Source organism: Blastopirellula retiformator (assembly GCF_007859755.1).
Lineage (GTDB): Bacteria > Planctomycetota > Planctomycetia > Pirellulales > Pirellulaceae > Blastopirellula > Blastopirellula retiformator.
The window spans coordinates 384325-407149 of the sequence record NZ_SJPF01000003.1 but is presented as its reverse complement, the minus strand read 5'-3'; the positions used below and the strand labels follow the sequence as shown (position 1 = coordinate 407149).

The window sequence follows — 22825 nt, the reverse complement described above, 5'->3', positions numbered from 1 at the left end:
AGAAGAAGGTGGGTTGCGCAAGCGACTTGCGCTCCATCAATGGAAACGGCCGGTGCGCGCTTGCTCCACCCACCCTACAAATGCGGCCCCAATCCGCTACCGCCCCAACACCGGTTCCAACCACATCGCCCAGTCGCGGGTATTGCCGTCGCCGCCATCTTCGACGACCAGTTCCAATCGAGCGGCGTCGGTCACTTCGACCCAAAAGTCGTGCAACCGGCCCGCCTCGATTTTGGGACTACGATAGAGCTCTTTTCCATCCGCGTTGATCACAAAGACGACCGAACCGTCGGTTCCGGCCAGTCCTACCGTGCCGGAGAAGTTATCCCAAGCGCCGCCCAGGTCGTAGGTGTGCTGCGCCGGAGCATGAGCCCAGATGCCGTGGGGGAAAATCCGACCGCGAGCTTCCATCAACATCTGATCGCCGGGAACGTGATCGTAGGCCACGCGGCCATACCCGACATGCGCCGTTTCGGGCTGACAATCGGAAAGCGGAACTTCGGTCACTTCCTTCGGCACGTACAGCGGCGAAATATAGGGACGCTTCGCTTTACTGGGCGCCGACAAGCGTTTGGCGACTTCGGCAACCAGCTTGTCGTCCGCAGCCGCTAGCTGTTCGCGTAGCTCGGCGATGCGCTTCTCGTCTTTCGACTTCACCGCTTCGATCAGCGGCAGCAGTTTCAGCTTTTGACGAATCGTCTTCAATTGCGGCTTGGCGTTGCTATCGGTCGTCAGGTCGAATCCCCACCGCGAATTATCGCCGGCGTAGGTCGTCGCGGCGCCATTGACCTGACACACGTCGATCCGTATCCGCCCCTGAAAATTGGGCGTCAGCGGACGATAGCGCAAAGTGAACTCGCCCGCTTCGTTGGGCACAGCAACCGCCGTGTTGGCGTCGTAGTTGCTATGTCCGTCCGGATCGAGATACCCCAGCACAGCATAGGTGGGCGGGTTGGCGGTGACGCGGCCGGTCAACTGCACGGCGCCGTCCACTTCTTCCACATCCAGGATCTCTACTTGGGCGTCGCTCTTGGAGCTAAGACCTTTGATCGAACCGGAGAACTGCGGGTGCGACGCCAACTTCAGCCCATGAGCCAGCGTCAGAAACGTACCGCGACCTTCGCCCCGCAGATCATCGCCGTAGCTGCGATTGCCCGACCCCATCAGCGCCGTACCGAACGCTTCTTTCTGGTCGGGGCGTTCCTTGCAATGGGGCAGGCCGAGCGAGTGTCCCAGTTCGTGGCAAACGCCGCCAATGAAGATCGAGTTGTACTTACCCAGCGAGATGTCGCCATACTGGCCATCGCGGACGTTGTCCCCTTTGTTGGCCAGCGACGACAACTCGAGAATCGGCGAATCGACTTGCCAGGCGTTGCCGCCGGTCGGACTGCCGCCGGCATAGTAGGGACTGTTCTGGCGAATGGTTCGCTTTTCGGGGTCCCAGTTCGACATATTGCAGAAGATGACGATCGTCTCTTCGTCAGGATTGATGCCGGCCTCTCGCAGCGTCGGGATGCACTCTTGGCGAATGCGGCGACCATCGGGCGTGTCGTACTGCTTGTACGGTCCTTCGCCGGTGACGACGTGTAGGTTGACCAGGCCGTCTTCCGCCAAGTCGAGCTGAATCGTCCGCGGCCCAAAACCAAACCGCGACATTTCCGTGGCGTAGAAGTTTTGAATGTTCAGCAAGATCTCCGACAGGCGTTCGCGGTAACGAGGCGCCGGCTCGCGATCATTGGGAGTCCAGTAGACGACGTGCAGTTTGCGATCTCCAGCGACCGGATCGGTTTGCTCCCACTGCTGCAGGATTTTCATCGCCTGGGGAACGAGCTGGTCGATCTCTTGTTGGGGAGTGAGATCTTCGGCCGCGACTAGCGACGCGAAAGTGAGAACGAGCAGGCAGCAACCGGCGAGAGACTTGACTGGCAACATGACGTTTCTTATCGAGGCGGGGGGGAATACTTCGGCAGGCAGGCGGCCAGCTTTCCGCCGCCTATCCCTTTATTCTACGTCTCGCTTCCCAGCCAGATAGCTGATTCTCAACGAGGTTTATCGCGACTTCTTCGTTAATGGGCCGAGGTTTGCGCTGATTTCGCTTGGGTTTCTCAAACGATCGGTTCGTCTTTGCGAACTTCACGCAACGTTGCGACACTAGAAGTCGACGCCGACGTGCCATTTCACCCGGTGCCGCTGCGCCGTCTGCAGCAGCGATTGCCACTCTCGCAATTCCAGCGAAATCTTGTGACTATCGGCAACGCAGTCGGGCTTAGCGGCGAGGTGTTCCAATAGAGCAGCGATCGTCGTCAATCCATCGGCCGGGGCAAACCAAACTTCAGCCGGCAGATCGAACTCCTCCCCCAACTCCTCTTCGTCATCCAAAAAGAAATCGGTCTCGTCAGCGCCCTGTCCAAAGAAAGCGGACAACGCCGTCACACCGAGCGTCTCCGCGATTTGCGTCATTTCGTGTTCGCGCTCGGTCAGCGCTTCGCCATGCACATACGGCAGCACATCGGGAATCTCACGGCGGAGCACAATCATTAAGGTGGGCATATCAGGGCGCCATTGCGAAACAATCTGGGAGGGGCCATTGCACACTTCCAAATTTACCCGATGCCTCGCTTCACGTCAGGTGGAAGCAAGAAACGGAAAAGGGCGCCCGAAAGCAGAAACTTCCAGGCGCCCAGTTGCTACAACAGGTTCACGATCCGATCGGCCAAGCCGCGCTCGCCAACCACCACGTTCAGCTTGCCCTCAGCGGCGATCTTCTCCAAGACCTCCAGCTCACGCAGTCGCATTAGCGTGGGATTATCGGCCAATAGCCGTGCGGTGTTCGCCTGGCTGCGCATCGCGGCCGTCTCTTCCCGCCGGAAGATCAGGTTCGCCTCCGCCGCCTTCTTGGCCTGCGTCACCTTGTTCAGCAGGTCCTTCATCTCGCCAGGCAAGATCACATCGCGTACGCCCACCGTGATCAACTCTAGACCAAGCGTTTCAGCCCGGCGACGAGCGATCGCGGCAATCTCGTCGGCGACGTTTTCCTTCTCCGACAAGAAGACCTCCAGTTCGCGAGCGCCGATCACCGCCCGAGCGGCGAGCTGCGTCTCGCGGTACAAGGCCTGCGCCACGTCGAGCGTTGCGGCCGCCGCCTTTAGCGGATCGACCACGCGGTAGGTCGCGACCAGGTTCAGCCGCAGCGTCACCTTGTCGGCCGTCATGATCTCTTGACCGGCGACGTCAAGCGTCTGCTCGCGCAGGTCGATCTCGACGACGCGGGCGTCGACCGTCTCGCGCCAGAACGCGTAAACGCCTGGGTCGAGCGTCTCGACGTACTTGCCGTCGTAAAACAGCACGCCGCGGTGGAACCGCTGCACTTCGCAGACGTCGAGCGCCGCGCGAACCAGTGACTCGCGGGCGATGCGCGACAGGTGGTTACGCTGCAGACGAACGTCTTGCGCGTCGTACCGCTCGATCTCGACCTTGCGCTGACCGTTCCAGTAGACGTACAGGCCCGGCTTCAGGATCCGGTCGAAACGGCCGTCGATCATCACGATGGCCCGCTCGTGCTCGGTCAGGTCGACGACCACGGCCTGATCGCCCAGCAAACCGCTGCGAGCAATCACGTCGAGCTTGTCGTGACGCAGCCACGGATCGCGCCGCGAGACGATATCGACCGTTTGCTTGCGGAAGACGCTCCACAAGCGATGACGCCCCGGAGCGAGCACGCCGACGAATTCGCCGTCGACAAAGTGCAGGCCCGCTTCGTACGTTTGGATTTGAATTAGCTGGTTAAACATCATCGTCGTCATCTCTCCTGCTCCGCTCGTCTGTTAACGCATCGGAAGCAATCTCCACAAAAAGGTTGAAAACGAAAAAGCAATTCGGCCGTGATTGTGCGTGTACGAAAAATGCCATCCAGGATGCAAGCGTCCGCTGCGATCCCATCTTTTGCCGCGGGGGATCGTCGGTGCGCATCGCGAGCGTCAAGCGTCTTTCCACTTAGAGAGCGCCCGCTCTTCTCGCAAGAAGAACCAGACGCGCTTGCCGTAGAGGTCGGCAACACGCAGTATCGATGCGGACCGTTCGTCCCGCAAAGCCGCAAACCGATGGGGCCGCCGACAAAGCGAGTGTCATTCTCGGCATCTCCGCCAAGTGGCCGAAGCCAAAAAGCGTAGTTGCGTTGACCGACAAGACGCCGCGTCGACGACTGATCGTGCGATCGTCGCATCCCTTCAGGCGGTGGTTAACCGTGCAAGATTCGAACTTGCTACAGCCAGATTAATCGTCTGGTGCTCTACCCATTGAGCTAACGGTAATGGTGGAAATGCCATTGGGCATTTCCTGGTGCAGTGGATGGGAATCGAACCCATACATTCGGTCCTCAAAACCGACGTCCTACCTTTGGACGACCACAAGAGAAACGCAACCGTCGAACCCGTTTTCGCGGAACGCTTTTGACCAATCTGAACAAGAGGCCCAAGCGCCGCCGGAGTATTGCGTCTCTCGATGCTTGCATCAAAAAAACGTCGGCGGGAATCGAACCCGACGTGCGAGCCGTTTTGCAGACGGCCGGCTGTCCAACAGCGACGACGTTAAAAAAGCGGCTCACCCAGGAATCGAACCTGGCCTACAACCTTCGCAAGGTTGCGTGCGAATCCGGCACACTCGCAAGCCGAGAGAGAAGAAATGCCTAATGACCAATGTCTATTGTTGTTCTGTAGCTTTCGATGGTTGTTCGCCGCCCCAGCTTGAATATTGGAGCGAACCCAAGAATCGCGGTTTGATCGCTAAGAAAACGCAATTCGGTCTTGCGTTTCAGCATTGGCAGTCCGTTGATTTTCTCAACGGGCTGCTGGATCGCAGGGATGCGATCCCAAAATAGCGACGTAAGTTGTTATTTTGCGAGCCGCGAAGAGCTATGCTCTGAGCCTGGCGAGGTTGGAAAATGCCACGAGGGCATTTTTCAACAGGCAGTTAGACATTCGTCATTCTCAAATAGCGGACGCGGGAGTCGAACCCGCTGCCCGAAGCTTATGAGGCTTCGTCGAGCTCCGGCTCGTCCGCAGTGAGCATCAAGGTAGAGCAAGGGGAGTCGAGTGTGTCGGGACGGAATTGAACCGCCAAAGTTCGAAAACGAGTGGTTTACAGCCACTTGGGCTCGCCAATGCCCAGCCGACGCGTAGTGGATAGTGGCACGAGTGAGACTCGAACTCACAAAGTCACGAAGGTCTGAGCTTCGCCGCTTTGCCAAGATTTGCGTACCGTGCCGAAAATGGGAAGCGAGAACCGCGGCAACTTGTTACCGCGAATTCTTAAGCGCACCAGACGGGATTTGAACCCGCGACCTCCGCCGTGACAGGGCGGCGAACATTCCGGACTGTTCCACAGGTGCATTTTCGTTTGTAGGGCGAGCGACAAACCGGACCATCGTAGCCCAACAAGGCTGCGAGAGCTGGAATCGAACCAGCGGCAACCTGATTCAAAGTCAGGCATCACTACCAACAGCGAACCTCTCGCAACAGCAATCACTAGCCGAATTGTCAAAGATCAAAGTGGCCGAAACGTCGTTTCGGACGTTGCGGCGCGCTCCCTCGCTTGTTCCCACCCACTGGGAGCGCGCCGCCTCAAGTCGCTAAATCACGTCGAAGTAGTCGGCCGAGACTTCCAAAGCCCGGCGACCGCCTCCGAGTCGCAGTTCATAGGCGTCTTGGCCAACGCCGCTGGGTCGCAGGTCGACCTCCAACTCTTGGCCGCCGCGAAACTGTAAACGCTGCGGCTCGTCCGCTTCCTGCGGTCCCAGCACCACGGCGTAGCGCTGCGAAGCGCCGCCCCGGAAGCGGATCCGAGCCGAGCGGATCGCCGGCCGACTGGGAATTTCGAAGCAGGCGGCGATCGCTTGTTGAAACAAAGGTTGACTGTTCATCATCCGTCTCCTGATAGTGGACGAGGGAGCGCTCGAATCTCCGTCTTCTGGTTTTCAGCCAGACGCTACTCCGTCTCAGCTACTCGTCCGTAGATGCACAAAAAAAGCCCGGCGTCGATAGTCGACCCGGGCTTGTGCAGAACATCCGCGCAAGTCACCCGCGTCGAGAGCGAAAATCGAGATACAACGATCGCATCAGGCAGCAGCCTGAGGTCGCGTTACCTTCGTGTTGTCGCGGCAAAAACGTCATGGCGGAAAGGTTTTCTCGCAAAAGGTTGGTGGTCGCTATCACTCGCCCGCTGGCAGACATGGCACAAGCGGTATGCAAAGGTAGACGACGTAGCGCCGAAAAGGTTCGAGGCAAGAGAGAAAAAAACTTGGGAAGGAAGCCGAACCCGCGAATAGTAGCCCGAAGCGCAAAAAAAGCCCGCTCTTGGTGAGCGGGCTTTTTCGTTTACTTGCGAGGCCAAGAACTACTTCGGCAAGCGTTCCGTCTCAACGGCGGGGAACTCGCCGGTCAGCGATTCCATGAAGGCGACCAGGTCTTTCTTGTCCTGCTCGGTCAGGTCTAGCTTTTTGACCTTGTCGCTCAGGTACGGATTGGGGTGGCCTCCCTTGGCGTACCACTCGACCACTTCCATCAGCGTCTTTTGGCTGCCGTCATGCATGTACGGGCCGGTCTGAGCGATGTTACGCAGGGTCGGGGTCTTGAAGGCGCCCTTGTCCTTTTCTTCCTTGGTCACTTCGTAGCGTCCCAGATCCGGCTTCTCAACCTCCATGCCGACGCCGAGGTTGTGGTACAACTCGTCGGTGAAGTTGGCGCCAGCGTGACAGGCGGTGCACTTTCCTTTTTCGCTGAAGAAGATCTCACGACCACGGCGAGCCGATTCCGACATTTCCTTCGCCCCATCAACGGCGGCGGTGTACTTCTTGTACAGATCGGGATCGTCTTCTTCCAGGTATTCGATGTCGTCGCCCAGTTGGTTCTCGAACGTCCGCTGCACTTCGTAGTAGTCGTACGGCGCCGGACCGGTGACGATGGCACGCTCAAACGTGGCGATCGCCTTACCGACTTCGTCGATCGTGATCTCTTCGTCGCCAAAGATCTCTTTGAACTGCAGCACGTAGCCCGGGATCTCTTTCAGGCAGAGAATGCAGGCGTCATGCGTGAAACCCATTTCGATCGGGTTTGCGATCGGTCCGACCGCCTGGTCTTCGAGCGTCGCCGCCCGACCGTCCCAAAACTGCGGACCGCTTAGGATGCGGTTAAAACTGACCGGCGAGTTACGATTGCCTTGCTGCCCTAGAATGCCGACGCCGAACTGCGTTTCTTTCGCCCAGCCGCTGTTGGGATGATGACAATCGGCGCAGCTGATCGTTTGATCGACCGAGAGGCGCTTGTCGAAGTAGAGTTGGCGGCCGAGCTCGATCTTGGCGCGGGTCATCGGGTTCTTGTCGATCCCGGTGATGTTGCCGGCCTGGGCGGCGATGCCGTAGGGCAATTCGACTTCCAGCGTTTCGCGGTTGGCGGGATCGGCGAGCCATTTCTTCAGCTCGGCGATTTCCAGCGGACCTTCGCCTGGGATGCCGGCGGTCAGCGACGGATCGCCCAGGGTGACGTTGTTCGATTTAGCGGCTGGCTCGTCGGCGAACAGACAGGTCGTACAAGCGATGGCAGCAATCGCTAGCGCGCCCGATAGTTGGCGTTTCATCAGTTCTCCTAGCAGAACGAGAGAGGAAAGGTGGGGAAGGAATGGAGACATATCCCCTGCGAGATCTCGCTAATGGGATATAGGTAAAAAAAGGCGTCGGAGCAAATGCCGACGCCTCTTTCGTGGTTCATCCTTGACCGATACGTCGGATCGAGTGCGGGCGAGGCCGCGCAACCGATCTAGCCGGCGTATTCGGCGCCGAAAAATTCTTTCGAATCGGTCGGGGTCGGTTTGATCGTGCGAGCCCCTTCCTTCCAGTTAGCAGGGCAAACTTCGCCGTTGGTCTCGAAGAACTGCAGGGCTTTGACCATGCGGAGAGCTTCGTCGACGCTACGACCCAGCGGCAGGTCGTTGACCACCTGGTGACGGACGACGCCGTCTTTGTCGATCAGGAACAGACCGCGAAGCGAGATGCCGCCCGGCAGCAAGACGTCGTACTTGGTGGCGATGCTCTTGTCGAGGTCAGCGACCAGCGGGTACTGGATGTCGCCGATACCGCCTTCGCCACGAGGCGTGTTGCGCCAAGCCAGGTGCGAGAAGTGGCTGTCGATCGAGCAACCCAAGACCTGCACGCCCAGCGCCTTGAAGTCTTCAATGCGATCCGAGAACGCAATGATTTCGGTCGGGCAGACGAAGGTGAAGTCGAGCGGATAGAAGAAGAGCAGGACGTACTTGCCTTTGTAGTCCGACAGGCTGACTTCTTTGAATTCGCCGGTCTCGGTCACCGCGGTGGCTTTGAAATCAGGGGCTTCTTTCGTGACCAATACGCTCATCGTTCGTGTCTCCGTGTCCGAATTTGTGCTGTACGCCGGAACCTTCTCGCCATGGACGAGACTGGATAGGCTGTTGGATAGGTTCTACTATCATGACGGGGCGCAGACCCATCCGACAAGTGCCTAACGCGCTATGTCTGCGATAACTTTTGGTAATAGGGAAATCCCTGACGCGATTCCCGCAAATTTTCGAACCCGTTCATGTGAAAAAAGGGGCTCGCGATCCGAAATCCGCCGAAAGCGCAGAAAAAACGCCGCCGGCGAGAACCATCAGCCCGTTGATTTTCTCGACGGACTGTGTGATCGCATGAATGCGATCACAAAATAGCGACGTAAGTCGTTATTTTGCGAGCCGTGAAGAGCTACGCTCTGAGCCTGGCGAGGTTGGAAAATGCCACGAGGGCATTTTTCAACAGGCAGCTATAGCTTCGCGGAGGCGGCGATGTAGTTTGCGTGTATTGGCGATCGCGTTAGAGCGGTTTTCCTCCATCGGTATCGTTCTGGCTGGTTGCGGCCGCCTTGACCAGCTTGCCTCACCAACGCCAGAAACGCTACAGATATCAGAAAAACGCTCTAGCTGAACAGCTCGGCAATCGGAGTTCCGCCGTCGGTGATCGGCACTGGGCGATCGCCGGCGTACAGTTCTTCGTACGGATTGATGCCGAGCGTCTGGTAGATCGTCGCAAACATATCGGGGACCGAAACGGGACGATCTTCGATCTTCATCGCCAGGTGGTCGGTCACGCCGATCGCTTTGCCGGTTTGCAAACCGCCGCCAGCCAAGACGACCGTAAAGGCGCCGCCGTGGTGACCGCGACCGCCGCCGCCATCGAACTGGGCCGGGCGGCCGAACTCGCTGGAGATGACGATCAGCGTCTTGTCGAGCAGCTTCTTTTCTTCCAGGTCGGTCACCAGCGTCGAAATCGCACCGTCCAGTTCCTGAATCAGCAGATGCTGGTTCAACTGACCTTCGTTGTGCGTATCCCAACCGGTGCCGTTGACGAAGTTCAGGTTGTGTGAGACTTCGATAAAGCGGACGCCCCGTTCAACCAGCCGGCGCGACAACAGACAGCGCTGACCAAACTCGCCGCCATACTTGTTACGCAGCGCGTCCGGTTCGTTCTCCAGCTCGAACGCCTTCATGAACTCGGGCCCCGAGAGCCGCAGCGCCGCCTGACCCGCTTCGGCGTAGTCGGCGACCAGCTTCTTCTCTTCGGCCTTGGTCAGATAGCGGCTGCGGAGTTTCTCGAGCACGTTCTCGCGACGCGCCGCGCGGCTGTCGGAGATGTGCGGCATGCGAGCCAGACCGCTGGGGCCTTGCGCCGTATCGGTCAGATAAACGTAACCGGCGGCGGAGCCAAAAAAGCCAGGACCGCGGGTAACGTTCGGATAACCGATCAGCATATAAGCCGGGGCGATGTCGCTGGCGGCGCCGCGCTGATGCGCGACGACCGAACCGATCGACGGATAGACGATCGTTCCGGAGGTGTCGCGACCGGTGTGCATGAAGTTGGTCGCCGCTGCGTGCTCGTCAATCACATGGTGATTGACGGTCCGCACCGGGTTAAAGCGTTCCATCAGCGGCGCACAACGCTTCAGATGTTCGCAGACCTGCAGACCGGGGACCGCGGTATCGATCGCGTCGTAGTAGGCGCCAGCCTTCTTGGCCTTGGCGTCTCCTTTGGCCTTCGGGTCCCAGGTATCGATCTGGGCGGCGCCACCGCCGAGCCAGACCATGATGCAATGCTCGGCCTTGCCCATCGGCACGGCGGGATGAGCATGTTCGCCTTCATTGGCCAACAGCGGAACGCCGCCAGCCATCGCCAGGGCGCCAGCCGCGGCGGCCGATTGCTTCAGGAAATTACGTCGATTGGTATTGGGAATGGACATTAGCAGGCGTCCTTGTTTTGATCTTTGGTGAATTGCAAATGGGGTCAGCGGCGTGTTACGGGACGAAGACGAATTCCGGCGTATTCAACAGCGCCCAGAGCGCGTCTTCCATCCGAGTTCGCCACTCAGGAGTCAGTCGCTGCGTCGGCAAATCGCCTTTCCGCACGACGTGCTCCAGTTCGACGACGATTTCGTTGGCGCGAGGATCCAAGTGGTTGGTCCACGAGACCAGCCCGCGCGGCAACGGCGGACGCTTGACGATCAGAGCGTCAACGCGACGGGATTCGTAGCCCGGCGAGAGGAGCTCGCGGAAGATCGCCAATTCTTCGGCGTCCGGCTCGCGGGTTAGCACTCGCATGAACAGGCGACGCGTTAGATCATCCAGCTTGACGTCTTCCAGGGCCATCTCGGTAAAGACGCTATCGTCGCTGAGACGCGTAAAACGTTCGCCCAATTCACCGTTGGCCAAAATCGCCGGCTGCAACACGTTCGGCTCTTTCTCACGCTGGGCGATCGGATTTTGGCGAGCGCCGGTCCAACCGAACGATTCCATCGTCGCCACAAACGGCGCCGCGAACGGCTTGGCCAGACTCGGACGATCGCGCTCGTTGGAGAGCGAAATGAACTCCCAGGCGCGAGTCGGGACGCCGAAGTCGGTCGAATTGCTGCTAGATCGCGAGCCGTCGAGGTCGATGTTCAGCGGGCCTGCGTCGAGCGGCTTCTCACAGGCGACGAACAACGAGTCGACGATCTGCTCGGCCGTCATCCGGCGAGTCGCCGGACCGGCGAAATCGAAGCCAAACGGCGACGGCTCGATCGAAGTCCGCTGATAGGCGTCGGACGAGACGATCTGTCGCGCCAGATGCTTCAAGTCGTAGCCATTGGCGACAAAGTCGCGGGCCAGATATTCCAACAGTTCTGGGTGGCTCGGATCGGCGGTTTCCCAGTCGTCGACCATCTCGACAAAGCCGACTCCCATCAGCCGCTTCCAGACGCGGTTGACGATCACCTGGGCGAAGCGAGAGTTTTCGGGCGCGGTCATCAACAGCGCCAATTGCTCGCGCGAATCGTCGGCGTCATTCAAGTAAGCGTCGTCGGGATCGGCCGTCAGTTGCTCGAAGGCCCAATGGGGCGTGATCTTCTGCCCCGGCTTTAGCATTGACTTGACGATTCCTTCACGACCGCCGCCGGGCACGGTGCTCGACTTGGGAACCGAAATCTGGCTCCGATTGAGCATCGCCCCCATGCCGAACAGGTCGGCCTGAGCGATATCGTGATACGGCGCGTCATGGCAGCGGGCGCACTTCATCTGCACGCCGAGGAACGCCTGACCAAGCACAAACGCCTTGGCCGCCATCGGCGAGTCATTTTGCGAAGCGATGCCGAAACCAGCCGCCCCGCCCAAACGCGTGCTCCCTTCCATCATCACCAGTTCGGTCACCATGCGATCGAACGGCTTGTTGTCGAGGAACGCTTCGTACAGGTACCAGCGGAACGGGCCGGTGTTGTTGAGCGTCGGATTCACCAGATTCGGGTTTTCGGCCAGCGCGTCTTGCCAATATCCCACCCAGTGATCAGCCCAGCCTTGGTCAGCCAGCAGACGATTAATCGCCCAGGTGCGGCGCTCGCCGGCAGGCTGCTTCTGGTATTGAGCGATCAGTTCGGGCGTCGGAATCTGACCGATGACGTCCAGCGACAACCGCCGTAAAAATGCGAGGTCGCTGATCGGCGCCGTCGGCTCTTCGCCAGCGTCGGCCAGCTGCACGTTCAAGAAGCGATCGATGTCGATCTTCGCGGTTTGTTGATACGGATCGGCCAATTCAGCGACCGAAGGAACTTCGACCGGCTCGAGCCCGGCCACATATTTTTTCGCGTAGGTGTGACGTTTTTCCCAGTAGGGTCGCGCTTCGTCGATCTCGGCGCGGCGACGAAAATCGAGATCGCGGTACATTTGACGCTGATCCGCGGCGAACGGCAGCCAGGTCTCATCGGTGATCGCGATCTGAAACTCATCCCGCGGCGAGAGGAGATGGAAGTCTCCTTCCGGCGTGGCGATGCTGACCGACGATTCGCCAAACGTCTGACGACGATTGCCGCCGCCAACGATCATCTCGAACGCGACGATATGCTCTTGGCCGTCACCTTCGATCGTGATCACTTTCTCTTGATCGCCACGCTGCAGCGGGCGAATGTTGGGGGCCAGCGAACGATCCGGATCGACCACCGAACCGTGGGCCGAACTGCTGATGTTGTGAAACGGCGTGGTAACCTGCAGTTCGCCGTCGATGTAGACGCGGGCCGAGTTCCGCGAGCGGGTCAACATCCGATGCTCGCCTTTGGGCAGCGTCACGCGACCAGCCGCACGCAACAGATACGGATTGGGGCGGTCGATGCGAACGCCGTTGCCGTTGTACTTTTGGCGAGCGTCGAGGAAGGCGAAGGCCGGAATCTCATACGCTTCGATGAAACGAGGCTGGCGGAAGTCCCACGACTTGCGATTCGGCACCCCTTCGTACAACTCGACGCGAACGGCATCCGCTGGCAGTTGCGTCACGTCGAAGGTCGGCTTCGGCGCCTCGTAGCGGAAACGCTTCTTGATCGCTTCGTTCGAGAGGACGCTGCGGTAGAGCGCGACTTCGTCAATCTGGCCATGGAACGTGCTGCCAGGCGAACCGCCCATCGCCGAACCGATCCAAACCTGATCGTCGTCGACCATCGGCGCGGCGCCGGTGTCGCCGCCCATGTCCCATTTGCCTTTGACCGGCTTGCCGTCGATGAAACCCTTGAGCGAACCCTTCTCGCCAAAGACATACGTCACGGCGACATGATGCCAACCATCGCCGACGGCAATCACCTGCTCGCTGTCCCAGCGGTGATAATTGGCGTTGTCGGCGTCGCGATACAAGAAACTGATGCCAACCGAGCTATTGCCGCACAGACGCAGCGACCAGTTTTGATTGTCGGGCGAAAAACCGGCGCGATGGGTCCGCCCCTTGCCAATGATATAGATATAGCTGCCGGCGCGATGCTGCGGAGAGACCCACGCTTCGATCGTGATTGGGTCGCCGGCGGCGAAGTCGAGCGGGCTCTCGGCGCCTGGATCATCGATCACCATCCGCGCGGGCGTCTTCGGCAACTCGAGCGCTCGGTTGTCGACGTCAAACAGCGGATACTGGGGCGCGGCGGCGCCCAGGGTCAGCTTGACCGGACCATGTTCGGCAGCCGAAAATTTCGGCCCTTGCGGCGCTTCGTTCTGAATCTTCGCCAAATCGTCGGCGTCGAATGACAGATACAAAACCGGGCTGTCGGTCTCAATCAGCTCTCGGTAGGTCGCTCCCCGACTATCGGTGGATCCTAAAGCTAGGATGCAAACGGCAGTCACAAGGAGGGAGAAACAGCTTCTAAACGGCATAATTCCTGCCTTGATGGTCAGATTCGGGACTTAGGCGGGTGGTAAAGGTGGGCATCACCGTATTGGCGATGGATCTCAATTCTAACAAATATCGTTTCGCTTGACCAAGGAAAATTCGCTTCAGAAAAATCGCAGTTTTTTTGTCCCCCTCGATCGCTAGCATCGGGTGGTTGACCCTAGACCGGGCAAGGCCGTAAAAAGGCGAATTGGTATACCTCTTCCGTAATCGAGCAGGGAGCTCTGGAACGTTGAATCCTCCGATCAAGAACGCCATTATCAGCGTCAGCAACAAGCTGGGGCTGGTCGATTTCGCCCGGGGCCTGACTGCCCACGGCGTTACGATCTACTCGACCGGCGGCACCCGTAACCATCTCGACGCGGAAGGAATCGCCGTCCGCGACGTTTCCGAATACACCGGATTTCCGGAAATGATGGATGGTCGCCTGAAGACCCTCCACCCGAAAATCTTCGGCGGCATCCTGTGCCGACACGATCGCGACGACGACATGCGGGCCATCGACCAACACCGGATCGAAGCCTTTCCGCTGGTCGTGGTGAATCTCTACCCGTTCGAGGCGACCATCGCCAAGTCGGGCGTCACGATGGCCGAAGCGATCGAACAGATCGACATCGGCGGGCCGAGCCTAGTCCGAGCGGCGGCCAAGAACCATGCGTTCACGGCGATCGCCTCGCGTCCGGAGCAATACGCCGAGATCCTGGCGCAAATCGACGAAAACGGCAGCACGACGTTCGAGCTTCGCCAGAAGCTTGCCGCCGAAGCGTTCTCGCATACCGCCGCCTATGACCGGGCGATCTCGGATTACTTCGCCTCGCAGCTGGCTCCGGAAGCGTTCCCCGCGACGATGAATCTCTCGCTGAAGCGGGAAGAGATTTTGCGTTACGGCGAGAACCCGCACCAACAAGCGGCGGTCTACAGCAACCCGCGAGAAGTCGGCGCCAACCTGGTGACGGCCCGCAAGCTGAACGGCAAAGAGCTGTCATACAACAACCTGCTCGACCTCGACAGCGCCCTGGCGATCGCCCGCGGTTTGCCCGACTGCGGCGTCAGCGTGGTAAAACACAACAACCCGTGCGGCGCCGCCTCGAGCGACAATATCGCCGACGCATGCCGCAAAGCGATGGAAGGGGATCCGGTCAGTGCGTTCGGCAGCGTGCTGGGCTTCAACCAACCGGTCGATGCGGCGGCGGCCGAGTATCTCGCCACGCCGGGCCTGTTTGTCGAAGCGATCGCCGCCCCCAGCTTTTCGGCCGAAGCGGTCGAGATCTTGACCACCAAGCCGAAATGGAAGGCGAACGTCCGCCTGATGCAGGTGGGCGAATTTACCGACAATCGCCCCGCCTTCCAGACTCGCTGGATTGAAGGGGGCCTGCTGGTTCAAGGAACCGACATTGGCGACGATCCGGAAGCGGAATGGTCGGTCGTGACCGAAGCCAAGGTCGCGTCCGAACTGATGGCCGAATTGAAGTTCGCCTGGGCGGTCTGTCGCTTTGTGAAGTCGAACGCGATCGTGCTCTGCAAGGATCGTGCGCTGGTTGGCGCCGGCGCTGGCCAGATGAGCCGCGTCGATTCGGTCGAAATCGCGATCAAGAAGGCGGGCCAGCGTGGCCCCGGCAGCGTGCTGGCCAGCGACGCGTTCTTCCCGTTCCCCGACTCGATCCACGAAGCCGCCAAAGCCGGCGTCGCCGCGCTGATTCAGCCGGGCGGATCAAAGCGTGACCAGGAAGTGATCGACGCCTGCAACGAGCATGGCCTGCCGATGATCTTCACCAGCCGCCGTCACTTCCGCCACTAAGCCGCTACAGGGATCCCACGCCGTGTCGACCATCCTCGAAAAGATCGTCGCGACCAAACGAGAAGAGATCGACATCGCCAAGGCTCAATATCCAGAGGAGATGCTCACCGGCCTGCTCGACCAGGCGCCGCCGGTGCGCGACTTCTTTGCGGCGTTGACCGCGGAAGGCCCGATCAAACTGATCGCCGAAGTCAAAAAGGCGAGTCCCTCGAAGGGGCTCATCCGCGAAGACTTCAACCCGGTCGAAATCGCGCTCGCCTATCAAGCGGCCGGCGCGACTTGCATCAGCTGCCTGACCGACGAAATCTACTTTCAAGGCTCGCTCGACTATCTCCGCGACATTCGCCAGGCCGTCGACATCCCGGTCCTGCGGAAGGATTTCATCCTTGATCCGTATCAACTGCTCGCATCCCGCATCGCCGGCGCCGACGCCGTCTTGCTGATCGCGGAATGCCTGGATGACGAAGCGCTGAAGACGCTGCTCGACGGCGCTCACGAGCTGGGCATGACCGCCCTGGTCGAGCTGTACGAGCCGGAGAACGTCACCCGCGTGCTGGCCTCGGGCGCCAAACTGATCGGCGTCAACAACCGCGACCTGCGGACCTTTGAGGTCGACCTGCACCACACGGTTCGTCTGCGCCAGCAAATCCCTGCCGACAAACTGCTGGTCGGCGAAAGCGGAATCTTTACCAACGACGACGTGCAGATGCTGGCCAGCGGCGGCGTCAACGCGATCTTGGTCGGCGAGAGCCTGATGCGGCAGCAGGATATCGAAGTGGCGGTAAAGACGCTGCTGGGGACGAACTAGCCCCCACCCCGGTTAGCCGCGACAGCTCCGCTGTCGGGGCTAACCATGGTCCCCTACTGCTCGGCCGCTTCTTTCTTCAGCGCGGCTTTCTTCTTCGACACCGCTTTCACCCGCAGGTTGAGCATCTCCACGATCAGCGCGAAGGCCATCGCGAAGTAGACGTAGCCCTTATCAAAGTGGGCGCCGGTTCCTTCGGCGACCAGCATTACGCCGATCAAGATTAAGAAGCTGAGGGCCAGCATCTTCAGCGTCGGGTGCCGCTCAACAAAATTCGAGATCGGATTAGCGAAGGCGATCATCACGCCGACCGCGATAATCACGGCCGCGATCATCACGTAGATGCCGGGGATGACGCCTCCAATGTCTCCTTTCACCATCCCGACCGCCGTGATGACCGAGTCGAGCGAAAAGATGATATCGAGCAGCACGATCTGCGTGATCACCCCGCTGAAGGTAATCGCCGCTTTCGGCTCGTCCGACTCTTCGTGCGGCTCGTGCTCCAGCTTTTCATGAATCTCGCGAACGCTCTTCCAGATCAAGAACAACCCGCCGAAGAAGAGAATCAAATCCTTGATCGAGACGTGATTCAGCTCTTCATGCTCGGTCAGATAGTTGAGCTGAATCCCAAGATCGGTCCAACTGAACAACGGGAACGTCGCTTTCATCACGAGCGAGATCGTCAGCAATAGCAAGATCCGCATCACTAGCGCCGCCAACAGTCCCAACTTGCGGGCCTTGGGCCGCTGCTCCTCTGGCAATCGCCCTGAAATAATGGCGATGAACACGATGTTATCGATCCCTAAGACGATTTCGAGCGACGTCAGCGTAACCAGGGCGATCAGGGCTTCGATCCAAGCGTCCATCAAGCGGTGATCCTATCGAGGCGAAGTTGCGTATCAGCGGGTATTCGTCGTCCGGGAGGCGATCTTGGACTCGCTCGCCGCCGAGTATCATAGCCGAGTCGCGATGCTGCGCATACGTGCAACGCCCGCGTTGAAATCTGCGTGGCGGCGGTTCAGAATAGATCAACTACTTCCTCTTTTCCCGCACACCTTGGAATCGCCTGCCATGTTTCACCCCCTCGATCGACGCGACGCACTTCGTTTGGCTGGCCTGGCTGGCGCCGGCGTCTGGCTGGGCGGTGCGGCGAGCAGTCGCGCCGCCGAAACGCCGAAGGCCGACAAGCACGGCATCCGCTATTGCCTGAACATGTCGACGATTCGCGGTCAGAAATTGCCGCTCGATCAGGAGATCGAAATCGCCGCCAAGGCGGGCTACAGCGGCGTTGAGCCCTGGATCAACAAGATCTCAGCGTACCAGGAAGCCGGCGGCAGCCTGGAAGATCTCCGCAAGCGGATCGCCGATCACGGGATGCAGGTCGAAAGCGCCATCGGCTTCGCCCAGTGGATCGTGGACGACGAAGCTGCCCGCAAGAAGGGGCTGGAAGACGCGCGGCGCGACATGTTGCTGGTCAAAGCGATCGGCGGAACGCGAATCGCCGCTCCGCCGGCCGGCGCAACCAATGGCGCCAAGCTGGATCTGCTGACGGTGGCCGAACGCTACCGGGCGCTCTGCGAAGTGGGAGAAGAAGTCGGCATCACGCCGGAGCTGGAACTGTGGGGCTTTTCGACCAACCTCAGCCGGTTAGGGGAAGTGGCCTGCGTGGCGATCGAAGCGGCTCACCCGCGGTCGTGCATCATGCCCGACGTCTATCACATCTACAAAGGGGGCTCCGACTTCCACGGCCTGAACGTGATCAACGGCGCTGCGATGCCGGTGTTTCACATGAACGACTATCCGGCCGATCCGCCCCGCAGCGAAATCAACGACAGCTACCGCGTCTTCCCTGGCGACGGCGTCGCTCCGCTGACGCAGATCATCCAAGACCTGTACAACGGCGGATTCCGCGGGGCGTTTTCGCTGGAACTGTTCAACGCCAAGTACTGGAAACGAGAACCGCTGGACGTCGCCAAAGAAGGCCTGGCGAAGATGAAGACGGCGGTCGAAACGGCGCTTGGCTAAACGGCGCCCGCCCGACGACTAGAGCGGTTTTCCTCCATCGGTATCGTTCTGGCTGGTTGCGGCCGCGCTGGTCGGCGTTGACCAGCTTGCCTCACTAACGCCAGAAACGCTACAGCGATCAGAAAAACGCTCTAATCGTTAGCGAAGTGGATGTTCGAGACATACCACTCATAGTCGTGGCCGCTATCTTTGCGGCCGGCCAGTCGGCCCAGTTCAACGGCGATGTCGCGATGGGCTTCGCCGCTGGTCACCGTAAAAACGCAGGTCGCATAGGGGCGTCCATCGTCATAGCGAATCTGCGCCACCCGCAGGAATTGAACGCTCGGCTTCGGCTCTTTGTGATCACGCAGCCACTGGACGGCGGCGTTCTCCATGTATATGCCGTATTCTTCGAGCGCTTTCGGATTCTCGCTGTAGTAGACGTTCAGATTGCCGTCGAGCGGCACGCGACCTCCGGCCGAGATCGTCAGTTGGTGCGCCTCTTGCGGGTTCTCCGCCGCCAACTCGAGCCACGCTTCGGCGAACTGCGTCGCATTGGCCTCGATCGCCTGAGTGACGATCAAACTATTCGCAACTCCGACAGCGCCCAGCACGCCAGAGAGAAACAAGCCAAGCGTGGCGATTCCCTTGCCGGTCAGATGATCGCTCTTGCTGATACCGCGCAGCGCGACCAGGGCGACGATCACGCCGACGATCGGCACAAACCAGAAAATCTGGTTCAAGAGCGCGAGCACCGAAGCGACGCCCAACACAAGGGCGGCGATCGCCATGCGGCTCGGCTCGCGATAATTGACGAGATCTTCGTTTCCGGCGGCGAGTTCTGATGAGGAGAATTCGTTCATTGCATCAACAACACAGGGCGAAGAATAAGGAGGCGTTAGGGGACATCCATCACGCCCTTCTTGGTTTTCAACTCGTTGCTACGATCCAGTCGCGAATTCATGTAGTCCGTCATGCTGATCGGTCTACCCAAGAGCCCCATCCCCAACTTCCCTGGCGCCGCAACGTACCATCCACCAAATCGAAAAGCGGCCGTATGCGCAACAGCGCCAGGCGACATCATACTTTGAAAGCCATCAGCCGCGATCGGCGCCACAACCAGGGTAAAGCAGACCCAGATGGTGAACATGCACGAAACCCAAACGCTGAACGCGTAGTTAAGAATGGTCTCGCCCGTCTCGCCGCCGACCCGCACCGGAACCGGCGACAGCTTGTCGGTAACCGCCCGACTGATCGCGAAAAAGATCAGGAACAATACCCAGAGGGACATGAACTCGGCCATGTAGTAGAGCGGTTCATACATACCGATCAGCAGGTTCGCCAGTGGCGCGGCGTAATTGAACGCCATCACTCCGGCGAACGTGATATTGAACATCATCAACGCGCACGTCCAAAATCCTTGATTGAACGTCAGCGAAAAGACGATCAATTCGAGCAAGCCCAGCATGAGCAAATTCATATTCATGGCGCAATCGCCTTTCTAAGCGTTTCGCTTTGGATAATCTTTATTCCTTAAGAGCGCGACCAATTTCTTCCAGCGACGTCACGCCGCTGACCGCCAGCAAGATTCCTTCTTCCTGCATGGTGCGATTGCCGGCCTGCTTGGCGGCGGCTCGCAAGGTCTCTAGTCGTGGCTGCTTCATCAGCGCTTTGCGAAAGCGGTCATCAACTTTCACAAACTCGAAAATGCCGACTCGGCCGTAGTAGCCAATACCGCCGCACTTGGTGCAGATCGACTTCGGATCTTCCGGATCTGGCTTGCCGGCGCGGTAGAGCGTATCGACGCGTCCCGCCGGAATGCCCAGCTTCTGCAGCATTTGCGGCGTCGGCTGAAACGGCTCGCGGCACTTGTCGCACAACCGGCGGCACAGCCGCATGTTGAGCGAGGCGCTGATCGCTTTGGCGAACGCCTTCGGCTCGGCGCCGATCGCCATCACCCGCAAGATCGCTTCGACCGCTTCCTTGGCGCGAGTCGACGTAAAGACCAGGTTCTTTTCTTCCGCTCTTTCCAGCAGCACTTCCATCGCTACCGCGTTGTCAATTTCGCGAAACACGAGCACGTCGGGCTGCTTCCGCAGTAGGCTGGGCAAGTGAGTCTCTTGCGTCTCTTTCGCCGGATCGTACTCGACCAGGCCGACGTTCAAGATCTCCGGCTCTTTGCTGGTCGTCTTCTCTAACCCGGCGAAGTCGCGAACCAGCCGATCGGTCGAACCGATACCGAGCGAAAAAAGCGTCGACAGACCGCCTTCGGGACGCGCCGAAAAGATGAACATCCCGTGCGAAGCGAGCATCGCCTCTTTGACGTCTTCCAGCAGCTTCTCCCGCATCCCCAGCTCGACCAGCGTCGCCAGCTTCCGATCATTGCCGGAGAACTCGAGCAGGACTCGCTCACCGGTCGGAACCCCTTGGCTGGAGATATTGCAGGTGTACTTGGCGTTCTCGTAGTTGGCGCCAAAAGTTCCTTGCTGGCGAGAACGACGATCTTCCGGCTTGAGCGCGGCGATCAGCTTCATCAGCACCAACATCAGATCGCTCGACTCGCGATCGCGGGCTTCGCCGGCATGCCAGACGCCGTCGATGAAGTACTTCATCTGCACCGAATCTTTGCCGTAGTCCATCAAGATCTTGTTAGCGCGGCGCTCGTGCACTTCGGCGACCAATTCTTTGACCCAGACGTAGGCGTCCGACGCCTTGCGGGCGTTGTAAAGATTGGCGTTGTTGGTTTCGCCTGATGCGCCTTGCGCGATCAACTCGACGCGGGGGCCCATCTGCCACGGCTCTTTCCGCTCGGCGTCCATCTTACCGCCGCTGAGTCGCGAGATGACGAACCGAATATGATCGCGGGTCAAGACGCGCAGGTGCGGGTCGACCAGCGCGTTGCGCTTCGAGACGTACATTCCCAACGGCACCGCATACAGCGCGATCGCAAAGGGGAAGCCGAGAAAAAACGGCACCAGCGCGACAAACGCCCAGGACAACAGAAAGAAGGGCCAGAAGTTCAATGAGACCCACCTTGCCTGGGGCAACTTCAACACTTCGGTGTCTTGGCTAATCCAGGTGGTGGAATAGACCCAGCACAGGAATAGCGCCCAGTACATCAGCAAAAACAGCGGGTTGACGAAGCCGTACTCGCCCGGCTCGTTGACGCGCAATCCGTCGGGCTTGGGCGCCGGCGTCGAGGCTTGGGCCGCCGGCTGCGCCGCGGCAGGCTCGGCTGCGGCGGGCGCCGCTTCCCCTTCCTGTGCGTGCAGGTAGAGCGGGCCGGTTAAAACGGTCGCCAGGACGACCGCGATAAGAATCAGCGAAGAGATGCGCAGCATTAGACCATACCAGGTTGCGAAACGTTGATGCCCTTGAGCGACATCTTCAAGGCTTCCAAATTCGGCGCGACGGCGAACGCAGTCTCGCGGTCGATCAACTCTTCGTCGATCAGCGCCTTCAGACTCATCGTGAAATCTTGCATGCCGTCGTCCTTGCCGACGCGGATCGCATCGGGCAGCTTGCTGTCCTTCCCTTCCAAAATCAACTTCTGAACCATCGGGCTCAGCGTCATGATCTCGACCGTCGGCACGCGACCGACGCCCGGCTTGATCGACTTGAGCAGCTTTTGGGCGACGATGCCCCGCATGTTAAACGCGATGGCGCTACGAATCGAACCATGCATTTCTTCGGGGAACAAGTCGAGAATACGACCGATGGTGCTCGGGGCGCTCGACGCGTGAATCGTACCGAACACCAAGTGGCCCGTTTCCGCCGCGTGAATCGCCGTGAGGAACGTTTCCTGATCACGCATTTCGCCGATGAGGATGATGTCGGGATCTTCACGAACCGCGTGTCCCATCGCGATTTCAAAGTTCTTCACGTCCTGACCGATCTCGCGCTGATTAATCAGGCACTTGTCTTCGGTGTAGACGAATTCGATCGGGTCTTCAAGCGTCAGAATATGCTTCGAGTAGTTGCGGTTGATCCAATTGAGCATCGACGCGATCGTCGTACTCTTACCAGAACCGGTCACCCCCGCCAGCAGCACCATCCCTTGGTCGAACTTGCAGAGCGACTCCATCACCGGCGGCAGATTCAAACCTTCAAAGTTCGGAATCCAGTTGCTAATGCGACGGGCGACCAATCCGAGATTGCCCAGCTGCGTCAGCATGTTCACGCGGAAACGCCATCGCTCGCCATCGACGTCGATGGAATGCGCGAAGTCGGCGCCTCCGTTTTCTTCGAGGATTTTCTTATTCCGTTCGTCCAGCAGCGGGATCAGCAGACGAACCATTTCTTCCGCATCAATCGCCTCGCGGTTCAATTCGCGCAGCGTACCGTTAATTCGAACGATCGGCGGACGCCCGACTTTCATGTGCAAGTCGGAGCCTTCCAGCTTGACGCAAGCCCGGAAGATCTTGTCGACTTCCAGCTCTACCTTCTTCTTCAGGTACTTTTCTTTTAGTTCAGCCGCTTCCGTCATCTGTTCGTTCTC

Annotated in this window: 17 protein-coding genes and 6 tRNA genes; 4 read left to right on the top strand and 19 right to left on the bottom strand. The window is 59.3% G+C overall.

Going from position 1 to position 22825, the window contains the following annotated elements; translation table 11 throughout:
- Positions 1–96 precede the first annotated feature (96 nt).
- The 4 genes from Enr8_RS13370 to Enr8_RS13355 all read right to left on the bottom strand — a co-directional run bounded on the left by Enr8_RS13370 (position 97) and on the right by Enr8_RS13355 (position 4310).
- Positions 97–1932 carry an NPCBM/NEW2 domain-containing protein gene (locus tag Enr8_RS13370; protein ID WP_146432290.1) on the bottom strand — a complete coding sequence of 612 codons (1836 nt, stop codon included), beginning with the start codon at positions 1930–1932 and terminating at the stop codon, positions 97–99.
- Between the two features lie 219 nt (positions 1933–2151).
- The gene (locus tag Enr8_RS13365; RefSeq protein ID WP_146432288.1) at positions 2152–2550 is read right to left on the bottom strand and encodes a hypothetical protein; all 399 of its coding nucleotides are present in this window, start codon (positions 2548–2550) and stop codon (positions 2152–2154) included.
- A gap of 137 nt (positions 2551–2687) precedes the next feature.
- Positions 2688–3803 carry a slipin family protein gene (locus Enr8_RS13360; protein ID WP_246120077.1) on the bottom strand — a complete coding sequence of 372 codons (1116 nt, stop codon included), beginning with the start codon at positions 3801–3803 and terminating at the stop codon, positions 2688–2690.
- Positions 3804–4234: 431 nt separating this feature from the next.
- Positions 4235–4310: transfer RNA gene (locus Enr8_RS13355), tRNA-Asn, on the bottom strand.
- A gap of 377 nt (positions 4311–4687) precedes the next feature.
- Between Enr8_RS13355 and Enr8_RS13345 the strand changes: the two genes are divergently transcribed.
- A complete protein-coding gene (locus Enr8_RS13345) occupies positions 4688–4876 on the top strand; it encodes a hypothetical protein (RefSeq protein ID WP_146432286.1) in 189 nt (62 codons plus the stop codon).
- Positions 4877–5091: 215 nt separating this feature from the next.
- On the opposite strand, the gene Enr8_RS25455 is transcribed toward Enr8_RS13345, so the two are convergent.
- The 10 genes from Enr8_RS25455 to Enr8_RS13305 all read right to left on the bottom strand — a co-directional run bounded on the left by Enr8_RS25455 (position 5092) and on the right by Enr8_RS13305 (position 13587).
- Positions 5092–5173 (bottom strand) — tRNA-Tyr (locus Enr8_RS25455).
- 11 nt (positions 5174–5184) lie between these two features.
- Positions 5185–5262 (bottom strand) — tRNA-Leu (locus Enr8_RS25450).
- Between the two features lie 49 nt (positions 5263–5311).
- Positions 5312–5386, bottom strand: a tRNA-Asp gene (locus Enr8_RS13340).
- Positions 5387–5437: 51 nt separating this feature from the next.
- Positions 5438–5512: transfer RNA gene (locus tag Enr8_RS13335), tRNA-Gln, on the bottom strand.
- Between the two features lie 114 nt (positions 5513–5626).
- Positions 5627–5917 carry a hypothetical protein gene (locus Enr8_RS13330; RefSeq protein ID WP_146432284.1) on the bottom strand — a complete coding sequence of 97 codons (291 nt, stop codon included), beginning with the start codon at positions 5915–5917 and terminating at the stop codon, positions 5627–5629.
- 17 nt (positions 5918–5934) lie between these two features.
- Positions 5935–6006, bottom strand: a tRNA-Phe gene (locus tag Enr8_RS13325).
- A 384-nt stretch (positions 6007–6390) separates the two neighbouring features.
- Positions 6391–7629: a cytochrome-c peroxidase gene (locus Enr8_RS13320; RefSeq protein WP_146432282.1), complete on the bottom strand. Its 1239-nt coding sequence runs from the start codon at positions 7627–7629 to the stop codon at positions 6391–6393.
- Positions 7630–7808: 179 nt separating this feature from the next.
- A complete protein-coding gene (locus Enr8_RS13315) occupies positions 7809–8402 on the bottom strand; it encodes a peroxiredoxin (RefSeq protein WP_146432280.1) in 594 nt (197 codons plus the stop codon).
- A gap of 573 nt (positions 8403–8975) precedes the next feature.
- Positions 8976–10292 (bottom strand): DUF1501 domain-containing protein, encoded by a 1317-nt coding sequence (locus Enr8_RS13310; RefSeq protein WP_146432278.1) that lies wholly within the window; start codon positions 10290–10292, stop codon positions 8976–8978.
- A 55-nt stretch (positions 10293–10347) separates the two neighbouring features.
- Positions 10348–13587, bottom strand: coding sequence for a DUF1553 domain-containing protein (locus Enr8_RS13305; RefSeq protein ID WP_246120076.1), 3240 nt, complete (start codon positions 13585–13587; stop codon positions 10348–10350).
- Between the two features lie 365 nt (positions 13588–13952).
- Between Enr8_RS13305 and purH the strand changes: the two genes are divergently transcribed.
- Both purH and trpC read left to right on the top strand, forming a co-directional pair.
- Complete coding sequence (purH, locus tag Enr8_RS13300; protein WP_146432276.1) at positions 13953–15518, top strand: bifunctional phosphoribosylaminoimidazolecarboxamide formyltransferase/IMP cyclohydrolase; 1566 nt, start codon at positions 13953–13955, stop codon at positions 15516–15518.
- Positions 15519–15540: 22 nt separating this feature from the next.
- Complete coding sequence (gene trpC, locus Enr8_RS13295) at positions 15541–16326, top strand: indole-3-glycerol phosphate synthase TrpC (protein WP_146432274.1); 786 nt, start codon at positions 15541–15543, stop codon at positions 16324–16326.
- Between the two features lie 53 nt (positions 16327–16379).
- Here trpC and Enr8_RS13290 read toward each other — a convergent pair whose 3' ends face one another.
- Positions 16380–17189, bottom strand: a complete 810-nt coding sequence (locus Enr8_RS13290; RefSeq protein WP_146432272.1) for a TerC family protein — start codon at positions 17187–17189, stop codon at positions 16380–16382.
- 205 nt (positions 17190–17394) lie between these two features.
- Here Enr8_RS13290 and Enr8_RS13285 point away from each other — a divergent pair, with 205 nt between their 5' ends.
- Positions 17395–18348 carry a sugar phosphate isomerase/epimerase family protein gene (locus tag Enr8_RS13285; RefSeq protein WP_146432270.1) on the top strand — a complete coding sequence of 318 codons (954 nt, stop codon included), beginning with the start codon at positions 17395–17397 and terminating at the stop codon, positions 18346–18348.
- A 131-nt stretch (positions 18349–18479) separates the two neighbouring features.
- Here the strand turns inward: Enr8_RS13285 and Enr8_RS13280 are convergent, their stop codons facing one another.
- From Enr8_RS13280 to Enr8_RS13265, 4 genes are read right to left on the bottom strand one after another with little or no spacing between them, the layout of a single operon-like run.
- The gene (locus Enr8_RS13280) at positions 18480–19190 is read right to left on the bottom strand and encodes a DUF4190 domain-containing protein (RefSeq protein ID WP_146432268.1); all 711 of its coding nucleotides are present in this window, start codon (positions 19188–19190) and stop codon (positions 18480–18482) included.
- A gap of 35 nt (positions 19191–19225) precedes the next feature.
- A complete protein-coding gene (locus tag Enr8_RS13275; protein ID WP_146432266.1) occupies positions 19226–19813 on the bottom strand; it encodes a hypothetical protein in 588 nt (195 codons plus the stop codon).
- Positions 19814–19853: 40 nt separating this feature from the next.
- A complete protein-coding gene (locus tag Enr8_RS13270; RefSeq protein WP_146432264.1) occupies positions 19854–21668 on the bottom strand; it encodes an ATPase, T2SS/T4P/T4SS family in 1815 nt (604 codons plus the stop codon).
- On the bottom strand, positions 21668–22813 hold the full coding sequence (locus tag Enr8_RS13265) for a type IV pilus twitching motility protein PilT (protein ID WP_146432262.1): 1146 nt from the start codon (positions 22811–22813) through the stop codon (positions 21668–21670). Before Enr8_RS13265 ends, Enr8_RS13270 begins: the two co-directional genes overlap by 1 nt.
- Positions 22814–22825: the final 12 nt, after the last annotated feature.

Bases quoted from the DNA above. Each gene is read 5' to 3' on its own strand.
- Enr8_RS13265 (WP_146432262.1), bottom strand. From the start codon at position 22,813: ATGACGGAAGCGGCTGAACTAAAAGAAAAGTACCTGAAGAAGAAGGTA.
- Enr8_RS13345 (WP_146432286.1), top strand. From the start codon at position 4,688: ATGACCAATGTCTATTGTTGTTCTGTAGCTTTCGATGGTTGTTCGCCG.
- Enr8_RS13315 (WP_146432280.1), bottom strand. From the start codon at position 8,402: ATGAGCGTATTGGTCACGAAAGAAGCCCCTGATTTCAAAGCCACCGCG.
- Enr8_RS13290 (WP_146432272.1), bottom strand. From the start codon at position 17,189: ATGGACGCTTGGATCGAAGCCCTGATCGCCCTGGTTACGCTGACGTCG.
- Enr8_RS13365 (WP_146432288.1), bottom strand. From the start codon at position 2,550: ATGCCCACCTTAATGATTGTGCTCCGCCGTGAGATTCCCGATGTGCTG.
- Enr8_RS13360 (WP_246120077.1), bottom strand. From the start codon at position 3,803: ATGACGACGATGATGTTTAACCAGCTAATTCAAATCCAAACGTACGAA.
- Enr8_RS13280 (WP_146432268.1), bottom strand. From the start codon at position 19,190: ATGAACGAATTCTCCTCATCAGAACTCGCCGCCGGAAACGAAGATCTC.
- Enr8_RS13270 (WP_146432264.1), bottom strand. From the start codon at position 21,668: ATGCTGCGCATCTCTTCGCTGATTCTTATCGCGGTCGTCCTGGCGACC.
- Enr8_RS13275 (WP_146432266.1), bottom strand. From the start codon at position 19,813: ATGAATATGAATTTGCTCATGCTGGGCTTGCTCGAATTGATCGTCTTT.
- Enr8_RS13320 (WP_146432282.1), bottom strand. From the start codon at position 7,629: ATGAAACGCCAACTATCGGGCGCGCTAGCGATTGCTGCCATCGCTTGT.
- Enr8_RS13310 (WP_146432278.1), bottom strand. From the start codon at position 10,292: ATGTCCATTCCCAATACCAATCGACGTAATTTCCTGAAGCAATCGGCC.
- Enr8_RS13285 (WP_146432270.1), top strand. From the start codon at position 17,395: ATGTTTCACCCCCTCGATCGACGCGACGCACTTCGTTTGGCTGGCCTG.
- Enr8_RS13370 (WP_146432290.1), bottom strand. From the start codon at position 1,932: ATGTTGCCAGTCAAGTCTCTCGCCGGTTGCTGCCTGCTCGTTCTCACT.
- Enr8_RS13330 (WP_146432284.1), bottom strand. From the start codon at position 5,917: ATGAACAGTCAACCTTTGTTTCAACAAGCGATCGCCGCCTGCTTCGAA.